This window comes from Rhizobium sp. P1_E6, from assembly GCF_056405875.1.
In genome coordinates this window covers 38,634-58,376 of record NZ_JBFUBG010000032.1, presented here as the reverse complement: position 1 = coordinate 58,376, position 19,743 = coordinate 38,634, and the positions used below count along the sequence as shown (strand labels likewise).

The following is a 19,743-nucleotide window of genomic DNA, read 5'->3' as shown; positions in this document are numbered from 1 at the left end:
CGACATAGCGGCTCTTGGCGCGGTTGGCGGCCTCGGCCGTTTCCTTGGCGCTCTGGAGGGCGGCATCGGTCTTTTTGTGAGCAGCGATCTCTTTGAGAAGCAGCGTGTTCTGGCGAGACGATTCTTCTTCGGCAACGACGCGGCTGTCATGTGCGAGCACATAGAACCAGCAGGCGATGCCGGCGATGACCGAAAAGACGAAGAAGACGATCAGAATTGTGCGGTTGACGACTTCGGCGGTCTCTGGTGAGGCCGAGGCGACCTGATGCGCGATCATCGCAAGGATTGCGCCCACGGCCGTCAATGCAAGCGCCACCGCGATGCCATAGCGGCCGAGGCGGGTCGTCAGTTTCTGGACGATGTTTGCCGGCAGCAGGGTCTTAGCGACGGCGCCGACCTGTGCGTTCAAACGCGCGTTCGGCTTGCACATGTCGTGGCACCGGCTGTCGAGCGAGCAGCAGAGCGAGCAGATCGGCGCGGCATAAGCCGGGCACCAGGCCATGTCTTCCGGTTCAAAGGGATGTTCGCAGACGGAGCAGGTGATAGCAGTCAGCTTCTTCCAGGCGTGCCGCGGCTTGCGGGCGAGATAGAATTTGCCTTTGGTTGCCCAGGCGATGGCGGGCGAGGCGATCAGCGCGATGACGAGTGTGATGTAAGGCGCAAGCGATGCCGCGACCGAGCCGAAGAGGCCGAAATGGGCAACCAGCGCGATGCCGGCAGACAGCGTCATGGCGCCGAGGCCGACTGGATTGATGTCGTAAAGATGGGCGCGCTTGAACTCGATGCCGGGAGGGGCAAGGCCGAGCGGCTTGTTGATGAATAGGTCGGCCGAGATCGTGCAGAGCCATGCCATGGCGATGATCGAGAAGATGCCGAGCGTTTCCTCGAGCAACCTGTAGATGCCGAGTTCCATCAACAACAGCGCGATTGCCACGTTGAAGACCAGCCAGATGACCCGGCCGGGGTGGCTGTGGGTTAGCCGTGAGAAGAAGTTCGACCAGGCGAGCGAACCGGCATAGGCATTCATCACATTGATCTTCAGCTGCGAGACGACCACGAAGGCAGCCATCAGCAGTAGGGCGGCATTGTGCCAGGGGATCATGTAGCCGAAGGCGGTCAGATACATCTGTGCCGGGTCGGCGGCGCGGTCGAGCGGCACGCCCGAGGTAAAGGTCAAAACGACCAGGAAGGAACCGGCAAGCAGCTTCGGTGCACCGATGACGACCCAGCCGGGGCCGGCGAGGAAAATGGCGAGGCGGTGGCGCCACTTGCGCTGTGGGTCGGGCGGCAGGAAGCGCAGGAAGTCCGCCTGTTCGCCGATCTGCGACATGAGCGCCAGGATGACGGCAGAGGCGGCGCCGAATTCGACGAGGTTGAAATCTGCGACCGTGCCGGGCGGGCCGGAGGCGTGGCGGATGCCGGCAAAGGCGCGCCAGACATCGAATTGGCCCCAGTCCAGGAAGGCGATGAAAATGAAGGGCAGGATGTTCAGGATGATCCAGAAAGGCTGGGTCATCAGCTGGAACTTGCTGATGAGCCGCACCCCATGGGTGACGAGCGGGATCACCATGACGGCGCTGATGATGTAGCCGATCCACAAGGGAATGCCGAGCGTCAGCTCCAGCGCGCCGGACATGATCGAGGCCTCGATCGCAAACAGCATGAAGGTGAAGCTTGCATAGATCAGCGAAGTGATTGTGGAGCCGATGTAACCGAAGCCGGCGCCGCGTGTCAGCAGGTCGATGTCGACGCCGTGGCGGATCGCGTAGCGGCTGATCGGCAGGCCGATTGCCAGCATGGCGATGGAGGCGACGACGATGGCGAAGAAGGCATTGGTCGTGCCGTAGGACAGTGTGATGGCGCCGCCGATCGCTTCCAGCGCCAGGAAGGAGATTGCGCCGATCGCCGTCTGCGAGATGCGCTGGGAGGAGAAGCGCCGGGCGCTCTTGGCCGTGAAGCGCAGCGCGTAGTCTTCCAGCGTCTGGTTGGCGACCCAGCGATTATATTCGCGTCTCACCGGAATGATGCGTTGGCGCGCTGTCATGCCCTCTTTCCGGCATCCTGGTTGGGCTCATCGTCTCCATGCCACTTTTGGCGGGACGGGCGGGAAAGGCAAGAGGCGGAGCCCTGGCAGATTCACAGAACGGCAATATTTTTGAAACCGGTCCGTCACATAAGGGCTCTAACTCTCCTGCCGTTCGTTCAACGATTTCGGGTGTCGCCCATGTCTGTCTTAAGCCTTTGCCGTCTGAGCACCGCTCTCGTCTGCCTTCTTTCGATCGTGCCATCGCTTGCCGCCGCCGAGCAGGCCACGACGGCGAAAGCGCCCTATGTGGAGGCCGGAAACACCAACAAGCGGGGCGACGCCTGCTTCTCGACGGCAGACGCCAATGCCGCCGTCCATCTTCTCTCAGGCTTCCTCGAAATCTGGACACCGCGCACGTCGTTCGTCGATGCCGGCGTAGAGGCTCCGGCCAAGGATAATTGTCCTGCTGTTGCCAAGACGGATTGGGACGGCATTCCCTTCAGCAAGACCGACGGCCAGGTCGTCAACAAGCTCGTCCACGATGCGAACATCGCCTATGTCGTCAAAGCGACGCGGGCGCGGACGGACGCTCAGGCGGTTGCCGCCTATCTCGACGATCGGCGGGGCAAGAATGCCAGCATCGTCGACGGCCTCGGTCCGCTGACGGATGCCTGGAAAGCGGGCTCCAAGCAGACCACCACGATCACCGAGGTCGCGGCCGATGCGACGACGGTCAAATACGACGACAAGGGCAATAATCGCGGCGCCGGCAGCAAGCCGGACACCGAAAACAAGACCGACGCCAATCCGGACATGGGCCTTGCCATCGACTTCATCAATGCCGCGAGTGGTGATGGCTCGACGGAGCCCGCCAAGCGTTATTTCAAATATGGCCGTCCCTACCGCTGGAGCCAGGACGTGTCGGTTGTCCCGGCGCTCGAGACCGCCAAGAGCGGTAAGCTGGCCGAAGACGGCGGTTTCCCGAGCGGACACACGGCGGAAGCCTGGCGGGATGCGCTTGCCATGGCCTATCTCGTGCCGCAGCGTTTTCAGGAAATGCTCACGCGCGCCAGCGAACTGGGTGAAGACCGCATCCTTGCCGGCATGCATTCTCCGCTCGACGTGATGGGCGGCCGCATGCTCGGCACTGCCACCGTCGTCTATAATCTGAACAAGGCCGGCAATGCCGCGTTGAAGAGCGATGCTTACGCCCAGGCGCAGGCATGGCTCATTGCCAAATCAGGCGTTGCGGATGCGGGCGCGCTCGAAGTCGTGGCTCATGCAGCGCCGCTGGCCGCAGACCGTTTCGCCGATCATGATGCCAACCGAGCTTATGTGCTTCAACGCCTGAGCTACGGCCTGCCGTCGATCCATGCGACCGATCGGGCGGCCCGCGTGCCGCAGGGCGCCGAAGCGCTTCTCGAAACACGTCTGCCTTATCTCGACGGTGAACAGCGCCGCGACGTGCTGAAGACGACGGAGGTTGCCTCCGGCTACCCGCTCCTCGATGACGCGGAAGGTTACGGTCGCCTCAACCTGTTTGCCGCCGCCGATGGCTACGGCGCCTTCGAACAGGATGTGACCGTGAGGATGGATGCGGCAAGGGGCGGCTTCAACGCGATCGACACCTGGCGCAACGACATCGGCGGCAAGGGCAGGCTGGTGAAGGGCGGCAGCGGCATCCTCGGGCTATCAGGCGCCAACAGCTATGCTGGCGGCACGGTGCTGGAGGAAGGCGTGCTGGTGGCAGGCTCGCCCTCGGCCTTCGGCACCGGCGGACTGTCCGTGAATGGCGGTTCTCTCGTTCTGGCAGCAGACAAGCCCTTGATCGTAGGCGGCGAATACCAGCAGTTCGCCAATGCCACGGCGAAGCCGACGCTCGGTGCTGACGGGGCAGGCACGGTGGTCATCGCGGGCAAGGCGGCGCTCGCCGGCACTCTCGACGTGACACTTGCCTCGGGCTACGCCCCGGCGGCCGGAACGAAGATCGAGATCCTGAAGGCGGGAGCCGTCACCGGCATCTTCGACAAGTTCACCCTCTCCGGCCACAAGGCGACCCTTTCCTACGGCCCGACATCGGTCACCTTGACGATCGGCGGATAATATCAAACCGACAGGGCATGCCCTCCGCGGGATGCCCTGTCTTGTCMTTGCCTGCCCGTTTGCCCCTGCCGCCTACGTCATTTTGCGTATGTGTTTTTGCGCTGCAGCACCCGATAGTCCTCTCGGCAACAGTTAATTTCCGTTTCCGGCCTGTTGCGGAACAAGAAGAGGGGATCAACCATATGAATCTCAAATCCACCCTTAGGGGCGCAGCACTTGGCGCCGTCATGGCGGCATCGGCTRCCTTCCACGGTGCGATTGCCGCCGACGATACGATCAAGGTCGGCGTGCTGCACTCGCTTTCCGGCACGATGGCGATTTCCGAAACCACGCTGAAAGACGCCATGCTGATGCTCATCGATGAGCAGAACAAGAAGGGCGGCCTTCTCGGCAAGAAGCTTGAGGCCGTCGTCGTCGATCCGGCTTCCGATTGGCCGCTCTTTGCGGAAAAGGCGCGCGAGCTGATCGAGAAGGACAAGGTTGCGGCCGTTTTCGGTTGCTGGACCTCCTCTTCACGCAAGTCGGTGCTGCCCGTCTTCGAAGAGCTGAACTCGCTGCTTTTCTACCCGGTTCAGTACGAAGGTGAAGAATCCTCGCGCAACATCTTCTACACCGGTGCCGCGCCGAACCAGCAGGCGATCCCTGCGGTCGACTACCTGATGAAGAATGAAGGCGTTAAGCGCTTCGTGCTCGAAGGCACCGACTATGTCTATCCGCGCACGACCAACAAGATCCTCGAAGCCTATCTCGAATCCAAGGGCATTCCGAAGGAAGACATCCTGATCAACTACACGCCATTCGGCTTCTCCGACTGGCAGACGGAAGTCTCGAAGATCAAGGAATTCGGTGCAGCCGGCAAGAAGACCGCCGTCGTTTCCACCATCAATGGTGACGCCAACGTTCCCTTCTACAAGGAACTCGGCAACCAGGGCGTCAAGGCGACCGACATTCCGGTCGTCGCCTTCTCGGTCGGCGAAGAAGAGCTTGCCGGTCTCGACACCAAGCCGCTCGTCGGCCACCTGGCGGCGTGGAACTACTTTGAATCGGTCGATACGCCGATCAACAAGAAGTTCATCAAGGAATGGCACGCCTATACCAAGAACGACAAGCGCGTGACCAACGACCCGATGGAAGCTGCCTATATCGGCTTCAACGCCTGGGTTAAGGCCGTTCAGGCTGCCGGCACGACCGATACGGATGCCGTACTCGACCACATTATCGGCGTCTCCGTTCCGAACCTCTCCGGTGGCACTGCGACAGTCATGCCGAACCACCACATCACCAAGCCGGTGCTGATCGGTGAAATTCAGGCCGACGGCCAGTTCGAAATCGTCCAGCAGACCCCCGCGGTCGTCGGCGACGAATGGTCCGACTTCCTGCCGGACTCCAAGGATCTGATCTCCGATTGGCGCAAGCCTATGAACTGCGGCAACTTCAACGTTGCCACTGGCAAGTGCGGCGGCAAGGGTTCCTGAGTTAGCCGCTCCGACACGAGCCTCCAAGACTTCCGTCCGGATTTCAAATCCGGGCGGAAGCTCTGTCCCCAGCGGTTGCCAGGATAATTTAGGCGGGAAAGCCGATGTATCGCGCCATCAAGATCTTTCTTTTGACTGTTTGCCTGACACTCACGGGGCTAACGGCCGGTCTGAAGGCCCAGGATGATGTCCACGCCCTTGTCGATGCGCTTGGCGTTGGCGGTTTTCCGGAGCGTGAAGCGGCCATCAAGGCGCTCGTCGCTTCCAAGGATGCGCATGTCAGCCAGATATTGCAGCAGCTGAGCGACGGCCTGCTTTACGTCAATTCGGACGAGGGCGGTCCCGTGCTCCTGCAGGGCGGCACGGATGACGAGCCGACCTATTCCGATCCGCTCACCGGCGCGGCTGTGGCCGACATTGATCCCGACACGATGTCGAAGGTCAGGGTCAACAATTCGGTGCGCACGCTCATTGCCAGCCAGATGAGCCAGCTGACGTTGCTGAGCCCCGATCGCGGCGCTCGCTTTGCGGCTGCCCAGGGCCTTCTGAAAGATGCCGATCCAGCCAATCTCGATCTGCTGAACTCCGCATTGGCGGATGAAAAGGACGCCGAGATCAAGAGCACCATGGAAGCGGCCCGCGCCGTTATGGTGCTGAAGAGCGATATGAGCGCCGAGGAGAAGAAGGCTGCCATCGATACGGTCGCAGCCCGCGGCGGCCGCGATGTGCTGACCATTCTGACCACGGCGCTGGCAACGGCTCCCGATGATCTCAAGCCCGCTATTCAGGCGCATATTTCCACCATCAACCGCAGCCTGGCTCTCTGGAATATCGTTCAGAACGTCTGGTACGGACTGTCGCTAGGTTCGGTGCTGCTGCTTGCGGCGATCGGCCTTGCCATCACCTTCGGCGTGATGGGCGTCATCAACATGGCGCATGGCGAAATGGTGATGATCGGAGCTTACACGACCTATGTCGTGCAGGAATACATAACCTCGACCTTCCCCGGCATGGCGGATTATTCGCTGGCCTTTGCCGTGCCCGCCGCTTTCATCTTCACCGGTTTCGTCGGCCTCGTCATCGAACGATCCGTGATCCGCTATCTCTACGGCCGGCCGCTGGAAACGCTGCTTGCCACCTGGGGCGTGTCGCTGATCCTCCAGCAGGCGGTGCGTACGGTCTTCGGCCCGACCAATCGCGAGGTTCGCAATCCGAGCTGGATGTCGGGTGCTTTCGAGTTCGGCGGTTTGGCGATCACCTGGAACCGTCTGTGGATCATCGTCTTCTCGATGGCGGTTTTCGTGGCGTTGCTGATGCTGTTGAAGCGCTCCGCCTTCGGCCTGCAGATGCGTGCCGTCACCCAGAACCGCCGCATGGCTTCGTCCATGGGTATCCGCACCGGCTGGGTCGACGCCTTCACCTTCGCGCTCGGCTCCGGCATTGCCGGCATGGCGGGTGTGGCGCTCTCGCAGATCGATAACGTCTCGCCGAACCTCGGCCAGAGTTACATCATCGACAGTTTCATGGTCGTGGTCWTCGGCGGTGTCGGCAATCTCTGGGGCACGCTCGTCGGCGCCCTGTCGCTCGGCGTCGTCAACAAGTTTCTCGAGCCCTTTGCCGGCGCCGTGCTCGGCAAGATCCTGGTGCTTGTCCTCATTATTCTCTTCATCCAGAAGCGTCCGCGCGGGCTCTTCGCACTCAAAGGAAGGGCGGTGGAAGCATGATTACGGCCTTCCTTCTCCGGTCTCTCGATCGCCGGATCTCGATTGCCATCGCCATCCTGCTGGCAGTGGCGGTTCTGGTGCCGGTGCTCAATCTGGCCACCGCAGCGGACAACCCGCTGCATGTGCCGACTTACATCATGGCGCTGTTCGGCAAATACCTGACCTATGCGCTGCTGGCGCTGGCGCTCGATCTCGTCTGGGGCTTCTGCGGTATTCTCTCGCTTGGCCATGGCGCGTTCTTCGCGCTCGGCGGTTATGCGATGGGCATGTATCTCATGCGGCAGATCGGGCCGCGCGGCGTTTATGGCGACCCCATCCTGCCTGATTTCATGGTCTTCCTGAACTGGAAGGAACTGCCCTGGTTCTGGTACGGCTTCGACCAGTTCTGGTTTGCGGCGCTGATGGTGCTGCTCGTGCCCGGACTGCTCGCCTTCGTCTTCGGCTGGTTCGCCTTCCGCAGCAGAGTCAACGGCGTCTATCTGTCGATCATCACGCAGGCGATGACTTATGCGCTGTTGCTTGCCTTCTTCCGCAACGACATGGGCTTCGGCGGCAATAACGGCATGACCGATTTCAAGGAAATCCTCGGTTTCAACGTGCAGGCGGACAGTACGCGTGCCACGCTCTTTGCAGCCACGGCGATCTTCCTTGCTCTGTCGCTGATGATTGCCTCGGCCATCGTCCGCTCGAAATTCGGCAAGGTGCTGGTCGGCGTGCGCGATGCGGAAAGCCGCACGCGCTTCCTCGGCTACCGCGTCGAGCATTTCAAGCTCTTCACCTTCGTCGTCTCGGCGATGATGGCAGGCATTGCCGGAGCGCTCTACGTGCCGCAGGTCGGCATCATCAATCCCGGTGAATTCGCGCCGGCCAACTCCATCGAAGTCGTCATCTGGACGGCTGTCGGCGGGCGCGCAACGCTGATCGGGCCGATCATCGGCGCCATCCTCGTCAACGGCGGCAAGACGATCTTTACCGGCCTCTTCCCCGATTACTGGCTCTTTGCGCTCGGCGGTCTCTTCGTGCTCGTCACGCTGCTCCTGCCGAAGGGCATCGTCGGCACGATCGCCCAGCATGTCGGCAAGCGGAAGCCGGTTTCAAATGACGTGCCGCCGGTGGTGGCCGAAGAAGGTGTCGACGCGAAAATCCAGGCTGCGGAGTAGACCCATGATCCCCGACGTCAAACCCAACAGCGTACTCTATCTCAATGGCGTGTCGGTCTCCTTCGACGGATTCAAGGCTTTGAACTCGCTATCGATCGTCATCGAGCCCGGCGAACTCAGGGCCATCATCGGCCCGAACGGTGCCGGCAAGACGACGATGATGGATATCATCACCGGCAAGACCCGGCCCGATGAGGGCGAGGTGTTCTTCAACGGCAATATCGACCTCACCAAGAAGGACGAGGCCGATATCGCTCAGCTCGGCATCGGCCGGAAGTTTCAGAAGCCGACAGTCTTCGAGAGCCACACGGTCTGGGACAATCTGGAGCTTGCGTTGAACCGCCGTCGCACGGTGTTCTCGACGCTGTTCTATCGGCTGTCCGGTGAGGACAAGGCGCGCATCGAGGAGATCCTGGAGACGGTACGGCTGACGCATCGGCGCGACGAATTTGCGGCCAACCTGTCGCATGGCCAGAAGCAGTGGCTGGAGATCGGCATGCTGCTGGCGCAGGAGCCGAAGCTGTTGCTGGTCGATGAACCGGTGGCCGGTATGACCGATGCGGAAACGGCGGAAACGGCCATTCTCCTCAAGGACATCGCCAAGACTCGGTCGGTCGTCGTGGTCGAGCATGACATGGGTTTCATTCGCGATCTCGGTGTGAAGGTGACCTGTCTTGCTGAAGGCTCGGTGCTGGCGGAAGGCTCGATCGATTTTGTGAGCTCCGATCCGAAGGTGATCGAGAACTATCTGGGGCGCTAAGATGCTGACAGTCGAAAACGCAAATCTTCATTATGGCGCAGCGCAGGCGCTACGCGGCATCTCCGTCAAGGCGGAGATGGGAAAGATTACCTGCGTGCTGGGGCGTAACGGCGTGGGGAAGAGTTCTCTTCTGCGCGCCGTTACGGGCCAGCATCCCCTTTCGGCCGGCACGATTACCTTCAACGATGCGAAGTTGAACGGGTTGCCGCCCTTTGCCCGCGCCAAACAGGGCATCGGCTATGTGCCACAGGGGCGCGAAATCTTCCCTCTTTTGACCGTCAAGGAAAACCTCGAAACCGGCTTTGCTCCGCTTGGCCGCCGCGACCGCAATATCCCTGATGATATCTTCAGTCTCTTCCCGGTGCTGAAGTCGATGTTGTCGCGTCGCGGCGGCGATCTCTCGGGCGGGCAGCAGCAGCAGCTGGCGATCGGCCGCGCCATGGTCACGCGTCCGAAGATCCTGGTGCTCGACGAGCCGACCGAGGGCATCCAGCCGTCGATCATCAAGGATATCGGCCGGGCGATACGCTATTTGCGCGATTCCACCGGCATGGCGATCCTGCTGGTCGAGCAATATCTCGATTTCTGCCGCGAGCTTGCCGACTATGTCTACATCATGGACCGCGGCGAGATCGTGCACGAAGGTCTTGCCGAAACTTTGGACACGTCGGAAGCGCGCCGCCATCTGACTGTGTGATCTTTCTGGTGATCGCGCTGGCAGATGCCGCATTTTGCGGCAAATGCCTTTCGCGCCATCCGGATCGTCCGTGGGCCACAGGCTTTCGGAATGCGGCACGGGACTTGCTTTCCTGCAGTCACCAGACACATTCAACGCAAAGTGCCAGACAGAACGGCATCTGTACGGGGGTGGCATGACAGGCGCGGCGGCGGGCACGACAAGACTGCAGAGAGCGGAAGGACGCGGGCATCTCGCTGCCAAGGTGCAAGGCGGGCGCACGCGGATCCACGAGCTCTATCAGGAAGGCGCGGCGAAGATTCGCTTGCCGGATACGTTCAATGCGTCGATGGAGGCTGTCATCATCAATACGGCCGGCGGATTGACCGGTGGCGACCGCATGAACTGGAGCGTATCGGCCGGGGCGGGCACGCGCATCGATGTCACAACGCAAGCCTGCGAGAAGATCTACAAGGCGTCGACCGGTACGGCCGAGGTCACGACGCAGATCCAGGTCGGGCCGGGCGCCCGCGTCGACTGGCTGCCGCAGGAAACCATTCTCTTCGATCGCGCCTCGCTGTTTCGCCGTCTGGATGTCGATCTCGACGACAGCGCCGAGTTTCTGGCCGTCGAGGCCATTCTGCTCGGGCGCAAGGCGATGGGCGAGACGATGGAGATGGGCCTGTTTCGCGATCGCTGGCGCATCCGCCGGTCCGGCCGGCTGATCCATGCCGAGGAACTGCGCCTCTCCGATGCCGTGGCGCTGCTTGCGGCAGAGCAGGCGGTGCTCGGCGGACAGGTGGCCTTTGCGACGGTTCTTTATGCCGGGCCGATGTCGGAAGCCTATCTTTCCAAGGTGCGGCCGCTGGTCGATGGGCATATGGGTGGCGCGAGTGCGTGGAGCGACAAGATCGTCGTGCGCCTTGCCGCAGCTGATGGCTTTGCGCTCAGAAAAATCCTGATCCCGGTCATTTCCGCCTTGCGCAACGGAGCGCCTGTGCCGAAAGTCTGGAATCTATAAGTTCAACAAGCAGGTAGACGATGAACCTCACTCCGAGAGAAAAAGACAAGCTGTTGATTTCCATGGCGGCCATGGTGGCGCGACGGCGGCTGGAGCGCGGCGTGAGACTGAACTATCCGGAAGCGATCGCGCTCATCAGCGATTTCGTCGTGGAAGGGGCGCGCGATGGCCGCCCGGTCGCCGAGTTGATGGAAGCCGGTGCCCATGTCATTGGGCGCGACCAGGTGATGGAAGGCATTGCCGAGATGATCCACGACGTGCAGGTCGAGGCGACATTCCCTGACGGAACGAAGCTGGTCACCGTACACGAACCGATCCGCTGAGGGGGCATCATGCTGGAGCTTCGACCGAACTGCGAATGCTGTGACAAGGATCTGCCGCCCGACAGCGCGGAAGCGATGATCTGCACGTTCGAATGCACCTTCTGTGCGGATTGCGTCGGGAACGTCTTGAAGGGTGTCTGCCCGAATTGCGGCGGCAATCTCGTTATCAGGCCCATCCGGCCCGCGGCGAAACTTGCCAACAATCCGGCTTCCGCCAAGCGTGTTCTGAAGGCCGAGGGCTGTGCGCCCAAGGCGGCTTAAGGAGAGATAGATGATCCCTGGCGAAATCATTGCCGCTGATGGCGAGATCGAGCTCAATGCCGGTGTGCCGACCGTCACACTCGATGTCTCCAATACCGGCGACCGCCCCGTACAGGTCGGCAGCCACTATCATTTTGCCGAGACCAATGCCGGCCTGTCCTTCGATCGCGACAAGGCCCACGGTATGYGGCTCGATATTCCCGCCGGCACCGCCGTGCGCTTCGAGCCGGGCCAGACCCGATCGGTGACACTCATTCCGCTGTCCGGCAAACGTGAGATCTATGGCTTCCGCCAGCTCGTCATGGGCCGGCTCTAAATAAAAGAAAATGACGGGAGGAGATACATGCGCTTGAAGATCGGGCTCATCGGTGCGGCCCTGATGCTGTTTGCCGCCGGTGGCGTTAATGCGGAGGACGTGGACTGCGACAATGCAGAGACGCAGTCCGACATGACCAGTTGCGCGCAGGCGCGTTATGACGAGGCCGACAAGGGGCTTAATGCCCAGTATAAGCTGACACGTGCCGCTATGGCGACGATCGACGAGGATCTCGATGGTGACATGAAGGGCGCCGAGCAGGCGCTCCTCAAGGCACAGCGCGCCTGGATCAACTATCGCGACGCGCAGTGCGAAAACTATGGCTTCCAGGCTCGCGGCGGCACGATGGAGCCGATGCTGGTGGCGGGCTGCCTCGCCGACCTGACCGATCTTAGAACCAAAGAGCTCAAAGCGCTCGCCGATGGAATGGGCCAGTAAGGTGGGCAGGTCGATCATGATCGTGGGCAACGGCGACGTGGGAGAAGGAGGGGCAGAGATCATCGATGCTGCCGACTTCGTCATCCGCTTCAACGAGTGCCGCTCCTATGGCACTGGCGGCACGCGCACCGACGTGGTGGCCGTGTGCAATACCGGTCGGCCCGGCAAGGCCATGATCAGTTCCGAGAGCTGGCGCATCCATCCGGGCGTTGTCGAGGCCTCTGAAATCTGGGGCGTGCGCGATCCCGCGAAGTTTGCGGCGATGCGCGGGCCGCTTGCCGTTTCGCATCCCGAACTCGATGATTTTTGCGACGACTATACCGATCAATTCAGCGACTTCTGTGCCGAAGCCGGCAAGCTGCATAGGGTCGTTGACAAACGGATTCATGAAGCCGTCGATCAGGCGCTTTCTGCCTTCTCGCCGGCGCCTTACGTCGTGCCGAGCAGCGGCATGATCGTGATCGGCGAAGTACTCGACAGATTTCCCGGTGACGAGGTGACACTCGCAGGCTTCGGCCATGTGGGCTGGGAATGGCATCCTTTCGCCGCCGAGAAGCAACTCGTCGACTCCCATATTGCGGCGGGCCGTCTAAGGCGGCTTGCCGGAAAACAATTCGCCTCTTCCTCCCAAGGAGCCTGATAGATGCCCTACAAGATCTCCCGCAAGGCCTACGCCGGCATGTTCGGTCCAACCACCGGCGACAAGGTCCGCCTTGCCGATACGGAGCTTTTCATCGAGATCGAAAAGGACTTCACCACCTATGGCGAAGAGGTGAAGTTCGGCGGCGGGAAGGTCATCCGTGATGGCATGGGCCAGAGCCAGGTGACGCGGGCAGATGGTGCGGTCGATACGGTCATCACCAATGCCGTCATCATCGACCATACCGGCATTTACAAGGCCGATATCGGCTTGAAGGACGGGCGCATCGCGGCGATCGGCAAGGCCGGCAATCCGGATGTGCAGCCCGGCGTCAACATCATCGTCGGTCCGGGCACGGAAGCAATTGCCGGTGAAGGCAAGATCGTGACGGCCGGCGGCATGGACAGCCATATCCATTTCATCGCCCCGCAGCAGATCGAGGAAGCGCTGATGAGCGGCGTGACCTGCATGCTCGGCGGCGGCACCGGGCCTGCGCATGGCACGCTGGCAACGACCTGCACGCCAGGTCCCTGGCATATTGCCCGCATGATCGAGGCAGCAGATGCCTTTCCGATGAACCTTGCCTTTGCCGGCAAGGGCAATGCCTCGCTGCCGGGCGCGCTGGTCGAAATGGTGCTTGCCGGCGCCACTTCGCTGAAGCTGCACGAGGATTGGGGCACGACGCCCGGCGCCATCGACTGCTGCCTGTCGGTTGCCGACGAGTATGACGTGCAGGTGATGATCCATACGGATACGCTGAACGAAAGCGGCTTCGTAGAGGATACGATTGGCGCCATCAAGGGCCGCACCATTCATGCCTTCCATACGGAAGGTGCGGGTGGCGGCCACGCGCCCGATATCATCAAGATCTGYGGCCAGCCCAACGTCATTCCGTCGTCCACCAATCCGACACGGCCCTATACGGTCAACACCATCGCCGAGCATCTCGACATGCTGATGGTCTGCCATCACCTGTCCTCGTCGATCCCCGAGGATATCGCCTTTGCCGAAAGCCGTATCCGCAAGGAGACGATCGCGGCCGAAGACATCCTGCACGATATTGGCGCCTTTTCGATCATCTCGTCGGACAGCCAGGCCATGGGCCGTGTCGGCGAAGTGCTGATCCGCACCTGGCAGACGGCCGACAAGATGAAGCGCCAGCGTGGCAGCCTGAAGGAAGAAAAGGGAGACAACGACAATTTCCGCGTCCGTCGCTATGTCGCCAAATACACGATCAATCCGGCGATCGCGCACGGCCTGTCGCACGAGATCGGCTCCATCGAAGTCGGCAAGCGTGCCGACCTCGTCCTATGGAACCCGGCCTTCTTCGGCGTGAAGCCGGATATGGTGCTGCTCGGTGGCTCCATTGCCGCCGCACCGATGGGCGATCCGAACGCTTCCATCCCGACGCCGCAGCCGGTGCATTATCGGCCGATGTTTGCCTCCTTCGGCAAGAGCCTGACGAATTCCTCAGTTACTTTCGTTTCGCAGGCTTCGCTCGATGCCGGTATCAAGGGCCGCCTTGGCGTCGCCAAGGATCTCGTTGCCGTCAGGAACACCCGCGGCGGCATCTCCAAGGCATCGATGATCCACAACGACCTGACACCTCATATCGAGGTCGACCCGGAGACTTACGAGGTGCGGGCGAATGGCGAGTTGCTGACCTGCGAACCGGCAACAGTGCTGCCGATGGCGCAGCGTTATTTCCTGTTCTGAGGTTGTTCGTCCATGGGCGGCTTGAAACTGGCAGCGCGGTGGCTGACGAGGGCAATCGCGCTGCTTTTGTTCCTGGCGGCTGCCGGGACCTTCGTTCCAAGGCCGCTCCTCGTTGCAGCCAACGCTTCTCCCGATACGACATCCTCGCAACGCATTCTTTTGCTTTCCGGCCCGATCCATACGGATATCGCGATCCCGCTCGACGATCGGCTTAGGGCCTCCTTTTCGTTCCTGGAAGACGCCGGCATTCCGGTGAGTGATCCCGCTGCACAATGGCTGATCTTCGGATGGGGTGGCCGCTCATTCTATCTCGAAACGCCGACCTGGGGCGATCTGAAGCCGATGCCGGTGTTTCGTGCGCTGACGATCGACAGGTCGGTGATGCATGTCGATGTCGCCGGAAGCATCTCCGAAACCCACCCGGCCGTGACGGTTCTCAATGTCGATGGCGAACGGTTCGAGCAACTGGTCGGCTTCATCAATGACAGTTTCGTCAGGGAGAATGGAACCACCCTGCCGATCGGGGAACGGGGATATGGCGACTACGACAGGTTCTTCGAGGCGAAGGGCTATTTCAATGCGCTGTTCGGCTGCAATACATGGACTGCAGCGACATTGCGGGCGGGCGGTTTGCGAACCGGTTTTTGGAACCCGCTGCCGCAGACTTTGGTGCTCTCGCTTGGCCTCTATAATTGAAGTTGAAGGCTCCTCCTCAACCTCGGCGGCCGTGATGGCGCTGCTTTATTTTCCGTTTTAACTCTTGTCTTTTTGCCGCCAGGTCCCGCATTGTTGCTCTTGAAGTGAAGTCTGAGCATCACTCTCTGTTTGGTTGTGGAAATCTATGGATAGACTGTGATTTTTCAGCCATAGACCATTCTGAAACACGTGCTCATCGGCTCGTATAAAATACATTTAAAATCAAATTCTTAGATGTGTCTCTCACCGTGGTAGGTCCTGTCCCGAAAAGTTGCATCTCCTGCTAGAAAAAACAGATTGGCTGAATCCCCTGAAATCACTCGAATTTTAGCGATTGGATTAAGACCCCCGCAGCAATTGCGACCCTATCAATGCCGAGGAAACGCGGGCAGGAAGGTCGATTCTCATGGAAAATTGGATATCGCTTCAGGCTGATCTGGGCAGTTTCGAGCATCGCAAAACCGTTTATACTTTTGCGCTGAAGATGAGTTTTCTGGCGGTTATCCTGTCCGGCTTCATCATCATGATCATTCTGCCTCCGCTCAACTTCATGGGAATGCTGCCGATCACCCTTGGGCATGCGATGATCTTTGCCATTATTCTTTCCTGGCTGATCGGCGGAATGGTCTCGGGCGTRCTGTCGCTCGTTGCAGGTTTCGCCATTCATGATTTGACCGTCTCGCGTGCGAAGTTCGAAAAGCTCAGCCGTACCGATACGCTGTCGGGGCTCTTGAACCGGCGCGCTTTTACCGATGCCCTGGAGAAAGTCGACGGCGACGCTTGTCTCGCCATTTTCGACGTCGATCGTTTCAAGGCGATCAACGACCGTTTCGGCCATGGCTGTGGTGACGCCGTCATTACTGCCGTCTCGGCGATGCTCTCGGCCGCTTTTGACGGCGCGTCGGTCGTGGCGCGACTCGGCGGCGAGGAGTTCGGTATCGTCGTTCAGGGCGGAGCGCCGGAGGAGCGGGTGGCGCGCATAGAAGCCGTGAGGGCACAGATTGCGGCGCGGCCGATTCCGGCGGATGGGCACAATGTCACCATCACGATATCAGGCGGCATTGCCGATCTCCATGAGGGACGCGACAAGGAGGCGGTWTATGCCTCTGCCGATAAGGCGCTCTATCTCGCCAAGGCGCTCGGCCGCAATCGTGTCGTTCATGAGCGGGAAGGGCTGAACCATGCCTGGCACGGCCTCGTCGAAAACGGCCTTGGCGTGCAGGGTATCGGGCCTGACGAGGCAAGCCTACTGCAGGCATCCGGAATCTAGAGCCTTTCCTGACTGGCCGTTTACGAAACGTGCATTGGTGCTTGCATCGCGAAGGGCTATTTTGCATGGTCTAGGTCCCAGTTTAACGGATATGTCATGCAGCGCGTCACATCTTATCTCCCCGCCGGCACCCCTTCCTCTCACCCGACCGCACAGGTCAAGCTGCCGCACGATCTGCGGCACCTGCGCCGCAAGCTCCTGCATCTGGAGAACGGCGAGATGGTGATGCTCGATCTCAAGGATCCGGTGCTTTTCGCCAATGGCGACATGCTGGTTCGCGAGGACGGCGAGTTGATCGAAATCCTTGCCGCCGACGAGAAGCTGTTCGAAGTCCGCGGTCGCGACCGTGTGCATCTGGTCGAACTCGCCTGGCATCTCGGCAACCGTCATCTCGCGGCCCAGATCGAGGAGGATCGCATCGTGATCCTGCGCGATCATGTCATCCGCACGATGCTGCAGGGACTGGGCGCGATGGTGCTCGATATCAACGAACCCTTCCAACCGGCGCGCGGCGCCTATCATTCCCAGGGCGGACATTCGCACGGGCATGATCATCACGATCACGGACATAACCATGATCATGATCATCACGACCACGAGCACCATGACCACGCGCATCATGAACATGGGCACGATCATCACGACCATGACCACGAGCATGGTCACAACCACGACCACAGCCATCATAAGCACGATTGAAGCCTGATGGCTGAGGATCGTGAGCTGCAGGCTTTGCTGCGCCTGACGGCATGGCTTTCGCCGGCTTTTCCCATCGGCTCCTTTGCCTATTCCGGCGGCCTTGAGCGGGCGGTCGCCGATGGGCTCGTCAACGGTGCCGTCATGCTGCGGCGCTGGCTGGAGACGCTGACCGGCAATGGCTCGGTCTGGAACGATGCGGTCCTCTTTGCCGAAAGCCATCGCGGTCATGACGACGCCGATCGTCTTTCGGAGCTTGCCGAACTTGCCGAAGCGCTTGCCGGGTCGCGTGAGCGGCATCAGGAAACCATGCTGCTCGGCGAGGCCTTCCTCATCGCCGCGCAAGCGTGGCCGGACGATGTACTCGGCCGGCTGCCGAAGAAGGCAGCCTATCCGATCGCCGTCGGCGCGGTAACGGGCGCGCACGGCATTCAGCTGGAGAAGGCACTTGCCGCCTTTCTGCACGCCTATCTCTCCCAGTCCGTTTCCGCCGGCATCCGGCTCGGTGTTGCCGGACAGAAGGACGGTGTTGCGATCCTCGCCGGGCTGGAGGAGCATGTGATTGATATTGCCGCGCGTGCAGCGCGCTCCAGCCTTGACGATCTGGGTTCTGCAACGGTTCAGGCTGATATAGCGGGACTTCGGCATGAGACGCAGCAGACGCGGCTGTTCCGCTCCTGAACGAGACTTATCCTGATATCTGCGTCATTTGACGGTGGCGAGAAACCGGCGCTTCGCTATCATCCGGCTTCGATTGGAGTAAGACATATGAAATCAAGAAACGGACCCTTGCGCGTCGGCATCGGCGGGCCTGTTGGCTCGGGCAAGACGGCGCTGACCGAAAAGCTCTGCAAGGCGATGCGCGACGACTATTCCGTCGCTGTCGTAACCAATGATATCTATACGACTGAGGATGCCGAAGCGCTGGTGCGCATGCAGGCGCTGCCGTCCGAGCGCATCGTCGGCGTCGAGACCGGCGGCTGCCCGCATACGGCCATCCGCGAGGATGCGACGATCAACCTGCAAGCCATCGCGGGGCTCAATGAGCGAATCCCGGATCTCGACGTGGTCTTCATCGAATCCGGCGGCGATAATCTGGCGGCGACGTTCTCGCCCGATCTCGCCGATATCACCATCTATGTGATCTCCGTCTGCCAGGGCGAGGAAATCCCGCGAAAGGGCGGGCCGGGCATTACCCGATCCGACCTTCTTGTCATCAACAAGAAGGATCTGGCGCCTTATGTCGGCGCCGACCTCGATGTGATGGACCGCGACGCGACGCGCATGCGGGCGACCCGCCCTTTCGTCTTCTCCGACATGAAGCGTGGCGACGGCATCAGTTCTATCGTCGACTTCCTGCGGGTGCAGGGCGGTCTCTAGATGTGGAACGTCAAGGGTTCCACATCTAGAGCTTAGATACGCTTGAGCGTGTTGATGTCGCTGATGGCGATGAAGCGCCCGCGCACGGTCACGCCTGCAGACTTAAGCGTCGAGAAGGCGCGGGACAGCGCCTCCGGCGCCAGACCGAGCTTGCGGGCGAGCAGGTTCTTCGGGAAGGGCAGGCGCAGCGATGCCGTTGCCGATCCTTCTTCGACGCAGTGCGAGATAAGATAGTGCGCCACGCGTTGCGGCGCCGTCTGCATGCGGTCGTTGGCGAGGCATTCCATCGTCGACAGCAGATGCAGCGACAGGCTGCGCATGATCGCTGTGCCGATCCGTGGGTACTCGGCCAGCAGGGCGCGCACTTTGCCTACGTGGAAGCGGGCAAGAACCGTGTTGTCCATCGACTGGGCGGCGTAACGATAGATCCCGCCTGCCTGGATCAGACATTCGGCGAAGCTGTCGCCCGGCTCGCAGATGCGGATGTCTGCCTCGCGACCTTCTCCGTTCAGACGAAAGAGCCGGACGTAGCCTTCCAGCACGCTGTAGAAATAAACGCCAGGTTCGCCTTCCTGAAAGAGAATGTCGTGCGAAGCGGAAACCATTACAGTGGAGCAGGCGCGCAGCGCCTCGGTTTCCGCACTGTCCAGTTCTGCAAATATTCCGGCTCTGGAAAGCAGCGTCCGCTCGCGGCTGCTCGGCATCAGCATCCTGTTCATGTTCCCGCCTCCGGCGGCGGTCAACGCCGCCAATATTCCCCTTGATGATGCCAGAATAGAGGAAGCGAAGCGCGGGGGAATTGATTTTGGTCAAACGCTGCTGTTGAGAACTCTTATCGAAGCCGGCGATCGATCGGGATTGTGAAGGACCAGGCGTCCGGATGTTTGCGGCTGCTGGTGAACCGACGGATGAAAGGCAGGAGGACAAAGAGGCGCTTGCCGCGTTCGGCCTCGCTAGCAGGATGGTTGTTGCGCGGGTTACCCCAGCGGTCTTCATAGAGATCCTTGAATAGCGAACTGATCGGGACCATCGTTTCGTTCTCCACGATATTGAATCGATTCA

At 60.8% G+C, this 19,743-nt stretch carries 21 protein-coding genes; 18 read left to right on the top strand and 3 right to left on the bottom strand.

Annotated elements, in window-relative coordinates:
• The coding region (locus AC1D35_RS17485) for a purine-cytosine permease family protein (RefSeq protein ID WP_477939247.1) at positions 1-2,044 on the bottom strand (2,044 nt) is incomplete at its 3' end.
• 180 nt (positions 2,045-2,224) lie between these two features.
• Here AC1D35_RS17485 and AC1D35_RS17480 point away from each other — a divergent pair.
• From AC1D35_RS17480 to ureG, 18 genes are all read left to right on the top strand, one after another.
• Complete coding sequence (locus tag AC1D35_RS17480) at positions 2,225-4,129, top strand: phosphatase PAP2 family protein (RefSeq protein ID WP_113311267.1); 1,905 nt, start codon at positions 2,225-2,227, stop codon at positions 4,127-4,129.
• 182 nt (positions 4,130-4,311) lie between these two features.
• Positions 4,312-5,604 carry an urea ABC transporter substrate-binding protein gene (urtA, locus tag AC1D35_RS17475; RefSeq protein WP_477939245.1) on the top strand — a complete coding sequence of 431 codons (1,293 nt, stop codon included), beginning with the start codon at positions 4,312-4,314 and terminating at the stop codon, positions 5,602-5,604.
• A 104-nt stretch (positions 5,605-5,708) separates the two neighbouring features.
• On the top strand, positions 5,709-7,328 hold the full coding sequence (gene urtB / locus AC1D35_RS17470) for an urea ABC transporter permease subunit UrtB (protein WP_477939243.1): 1,620 nt from the start codon (positions 5,709-5,711) through the stop codon (positions 7,326-7,328).
• Positions 7,325-8,488, top strand: coding sequence for an urea ABC transporter permease subunit UrtC (gene urtC, locus AC1D35_RS17465; RefSeq protein ID WP_113311269.1), 1,164 nt, complete (start codon positions 7,325-7,327; stop codon positions 8,486-8,488). The genes urtB and urtC overlap by 4 nt, the downstream gene beginning before the upstream one ends.
• Before the next feature lie 4 nt (positions 8,489-8,492).
• On the top strand, positions 8,493-9,248 hold the full coding sequence (urtD, locus tag AC1D35_RS17460) for an urea ABC transporter ATP-binding protein UrtD (RefSeq protein ID WP_113311270.1): 756 nt from the start codon (positions 8,493-8,495) through the stop codon (positions 9,246-9,248).
• A gap of 1 nt (position 9,249) precedes the next feature.
• Positions 9,250-9,945 (top strand): urea ABC transporter ATP-binding subunit UrtE, encoded by a 696-nt coding sequence (gene urtE / locus AC1D35_RS17455; protein ID WP_113311271.1) that lies wholly within the window; start codon positions 9,250-9,252, stop codon positions 9,943-9,945.
• A 175-nt stretch (positions 9,946-10,120) separates the two neighbouring features.
• On the top strand, positions 10,121-10,945 hold the full coding sequence (locus AC1D35_RS17450) for an urease accessory protein UreD (protein WP_113311272.1): 825 nt from the start codon (positions 10,121-10,123) through the stop codon (positions 10,943-10,945).
• Positions 10,946-10,965: 20 nt separating this feature from the next.
• Entirely contained in the window at positions 10,966-11,268 is a 303-nt protein-coding gene (locus tag AC1D35_RS17445) for an urease subunit gamma (RefSeq protein ID WP_113299763.1), read from the top strand.
• Positions 11,269-11,277: 9 nt separating this feature from the next.
• Positions 11,278-11,529, top strand: a complete 252-nt coding sequence (locus AC1D35_RS17440; RefSeq protein ID WP_113311273.1) for a DUF1272 domain-containing protein — start codon at positions 11,278-11,280, stop codon at positions 11,527-11,529.
• A 10-nt stretch (positions 11,530-11,539) separates the two neighbouring features.
• The gene (locus tag AC1D35_RS17435; protein ID WP_477939240.1) at positions 11,540-11,845 is read left to right on the top strand and encodes an urease subunit beta; all 306 of its coding nucleotides are present in this window, start codon (positions 11,540-11,542) and stop codon (positions 11,843-11,845) included.
• A 27-nt stretch (positions 11,846-11,872) separates the two neighbouring features.
• Positions 11,873-12,283, top strand: a complete 411-nt coding sequence (locus AC1D35_RS17430) for a lysozyme inhibitor LprI family protein (protein WP_113311275.1) — start codon at positions 11,873-11,875, stop codon at positions 12,281-12,283.
• Between the two features lie 16 nt (positions 12,284-12,299).
• Positions 12,300-12,923, top strand: a complete 624-nt coding sequence (locus AC1D35_RS17425; RefSeq protein WP_113311314.1) for a Urease operon accessory protein — start codon at positions 12,300-12,302, stop codon at positions 12,921-12,923.
• A 3-nt stretch (positions 12,924-12,926) separates the two neighbouring features.
• Complete coding sequence (gene ureC, locus AC1D35_RS17420) at positions 12,927-14,639, top strand: urease subunit alpha (RefSeq protein ID WP_113311276.1); 1,713 nt, start codon at positions 12,927-12,929, stop codon at positions 14,637-14,639.
• 21 nt (positions 14,640-14,660) lie between these two features.
• A complete protein-coding gene (locus AC1D35_RS17415; protein WP_113311315.1) occupies positions 14,661-15,335 on the top strand; it encodes a TIGR02117 family protein in 675 nt (224 codons plus the stop codon).
• A gap of 406 nt (positions 15,336-15,741) precedes the next feature.
• Entirely contained in the window at positions 15,742-16,605 is an 864-nt protein-coding gene (locus tag AC1D35_RS17410) for a GGDEF domain-containing protein (protein ID WP_113299758.1), read from the top strand.
• A gap of 96 nt (positions 16,606-16,701) precedes the next feature.
• Entirely contained in the window at positions 16,702-17,304 is a 603-nt protein-coding gene (locus AC1D35_RS17405; protein ID WP_113311277.1) for an urease accessory protein UreE, read from the top strand.
• A 6-nt stretch (positions 17,305-17,310) separates the two neighbouring features.
• Complete coding sequence (locus AC1D35_RS17400) at positions 17,311-17,982, top strand: urease accessory protein UreF (RefSeq protein ID WP_113311278.1); 672 nt, start codon at positions 17,311-17,313, stop codon at positions 17,980-17,982.
• Positions 17,983-18,069: 87 nt separating this feature from the next.
• The gene (gene ureG, locus AC1D35_RS17395; protein ID WP_113299755.1) at positions 18,070-18,681 is read left to right on the top strand and encodes an urease accessory protein UreG; all 612 of its coding nucleotides are present in this window, start codon (positions 18,070-18,072) and stop codon (positions 18,679-18,681) included.
• Positions 18,682-18,713: 32 nt separating this feature from the next.
• Here the strand turns inward: ureG and AC1D35_RS17390 are convergent, their stop codons facing one another.
• Complete coding sequence (locus AC1D35_RS17390) at positions 18,714-19,400, bottom strand: Crp/Fnr family transcriptional regulator (protein WP_113311279.1); 687 nt, start codon at positions 19,398-19,400, stop codon at positions 18,714-18,716.
• Between the two features lie 113 nt (positions 19,401-19,513).
• A complete protein-coding gene (locus AC1D35_RS17385) occupies positions 19,514-19,711 on the bottom strand; it encodes a hypothetical protein (protein WP_162748608.1) in 198 nt (65 codons plus the stop codon).
• Positions 19,712-19,743 lie beyond the last annotated feature (32 nt).

Bases quoted from the DNA above. Each gene is read 5' to 3' on its own strand.
- AC1D35_RS17480 (WP_113311267.1), top strand. From the start codon at position 2,225: ATGTCTGTCTTAAGCCTTTGCCGTCTGAGCACCGCTCTCGTCTGCCTT.
- urtC (WP_113311269.1), top strand. From the start codon at position 7,325: ATGATTACGGCCTTCCTTCTCCGGTCTCTCGATCGCCGGATCTCGATT.
- urtD (WP_113311270.1), top strand. From the start codon at position 8,493: ATGATCCCCGACGTCAAACCCAACAGCGTACTCTATCTCAATGGCGTG.
- urtE (WP_113311271.1), top strand. From the start codon at position 9,250: ATGCTGACAGTCGAAAACGCAAATCTTCATTATGGCGCAGCGCAGGCG.
- AC1D35_RS17450 (WP_113311272.1), top strand. From the start codon at position 10,121: ATGACAGGCGCGGCGGCGGGCACGACAAGACTGCAGAGAGCGGAAGGA.
- AC1D35_RS17445 (WP_113299763.1), top strand. From the start codon at position 10,966: ATGAACCTCACTCCGAGAGAAAAAGACAAGCTGTTGATTTCCATGGCG.
- AC1D35_RS17440 (WP_113311273.1), top strand. From the start codon at position 11,278: ATGCTGGAGCTTCGACCGAACTGCGAATGCTGTGACAAGGATCTGCCG.
- AC1D35_RS17430 (WP_113311275.1), top strand. From the start codon at position 11,873: ATGCGCTTGAAGATCGGGCTCATCGGTGCGGCCCTGATGCTGTTTGCC.
- AC1D35_RS17425 (WP_113311314.1), top strand. From the start codon at position 12,300: ATGATCGTGGGCAACGGCGACGTGGGAGAAGGAGGGGCAGAGATCATC.
- AC1D35_RS17405 (WP_113311277.1), top strand. From the start codon at position 16,702: ATGCAGCGCGTCACATCTTATCTCCCCGCCGGCACCCCTTCCTCTCAC.
- AC1D35_RS17400 (WP_113311278.1), top strand. From the start codon at position 17,311: ATGGCTGAGGATCGTGAGCTGCAGGCTTTGCTGCGCCTGACGGCATGG.
- ureG (WP_113299755.1), top strand. From the start codon at position 18,070: ATGAAATCAAGAAACGGACCCTTGCGCGTCGGCATCGGCGGGCCTGTT.
- AC1D35_RS17390 (WP_113311279.1), bottom strand. From the start codon at position 19,400: ATGAACAGGATGCTGATGCCGAGCAGCCGCGAGCGGACGCTGCTTTCC.
- AC1D35_RS17385 (WP_162748608.1), bottom strand. From the start codon at position 19,711: ATGGTCCCGATCAGTTCGCTATTCAAGGATCTCTATGAAGACCGCTGG.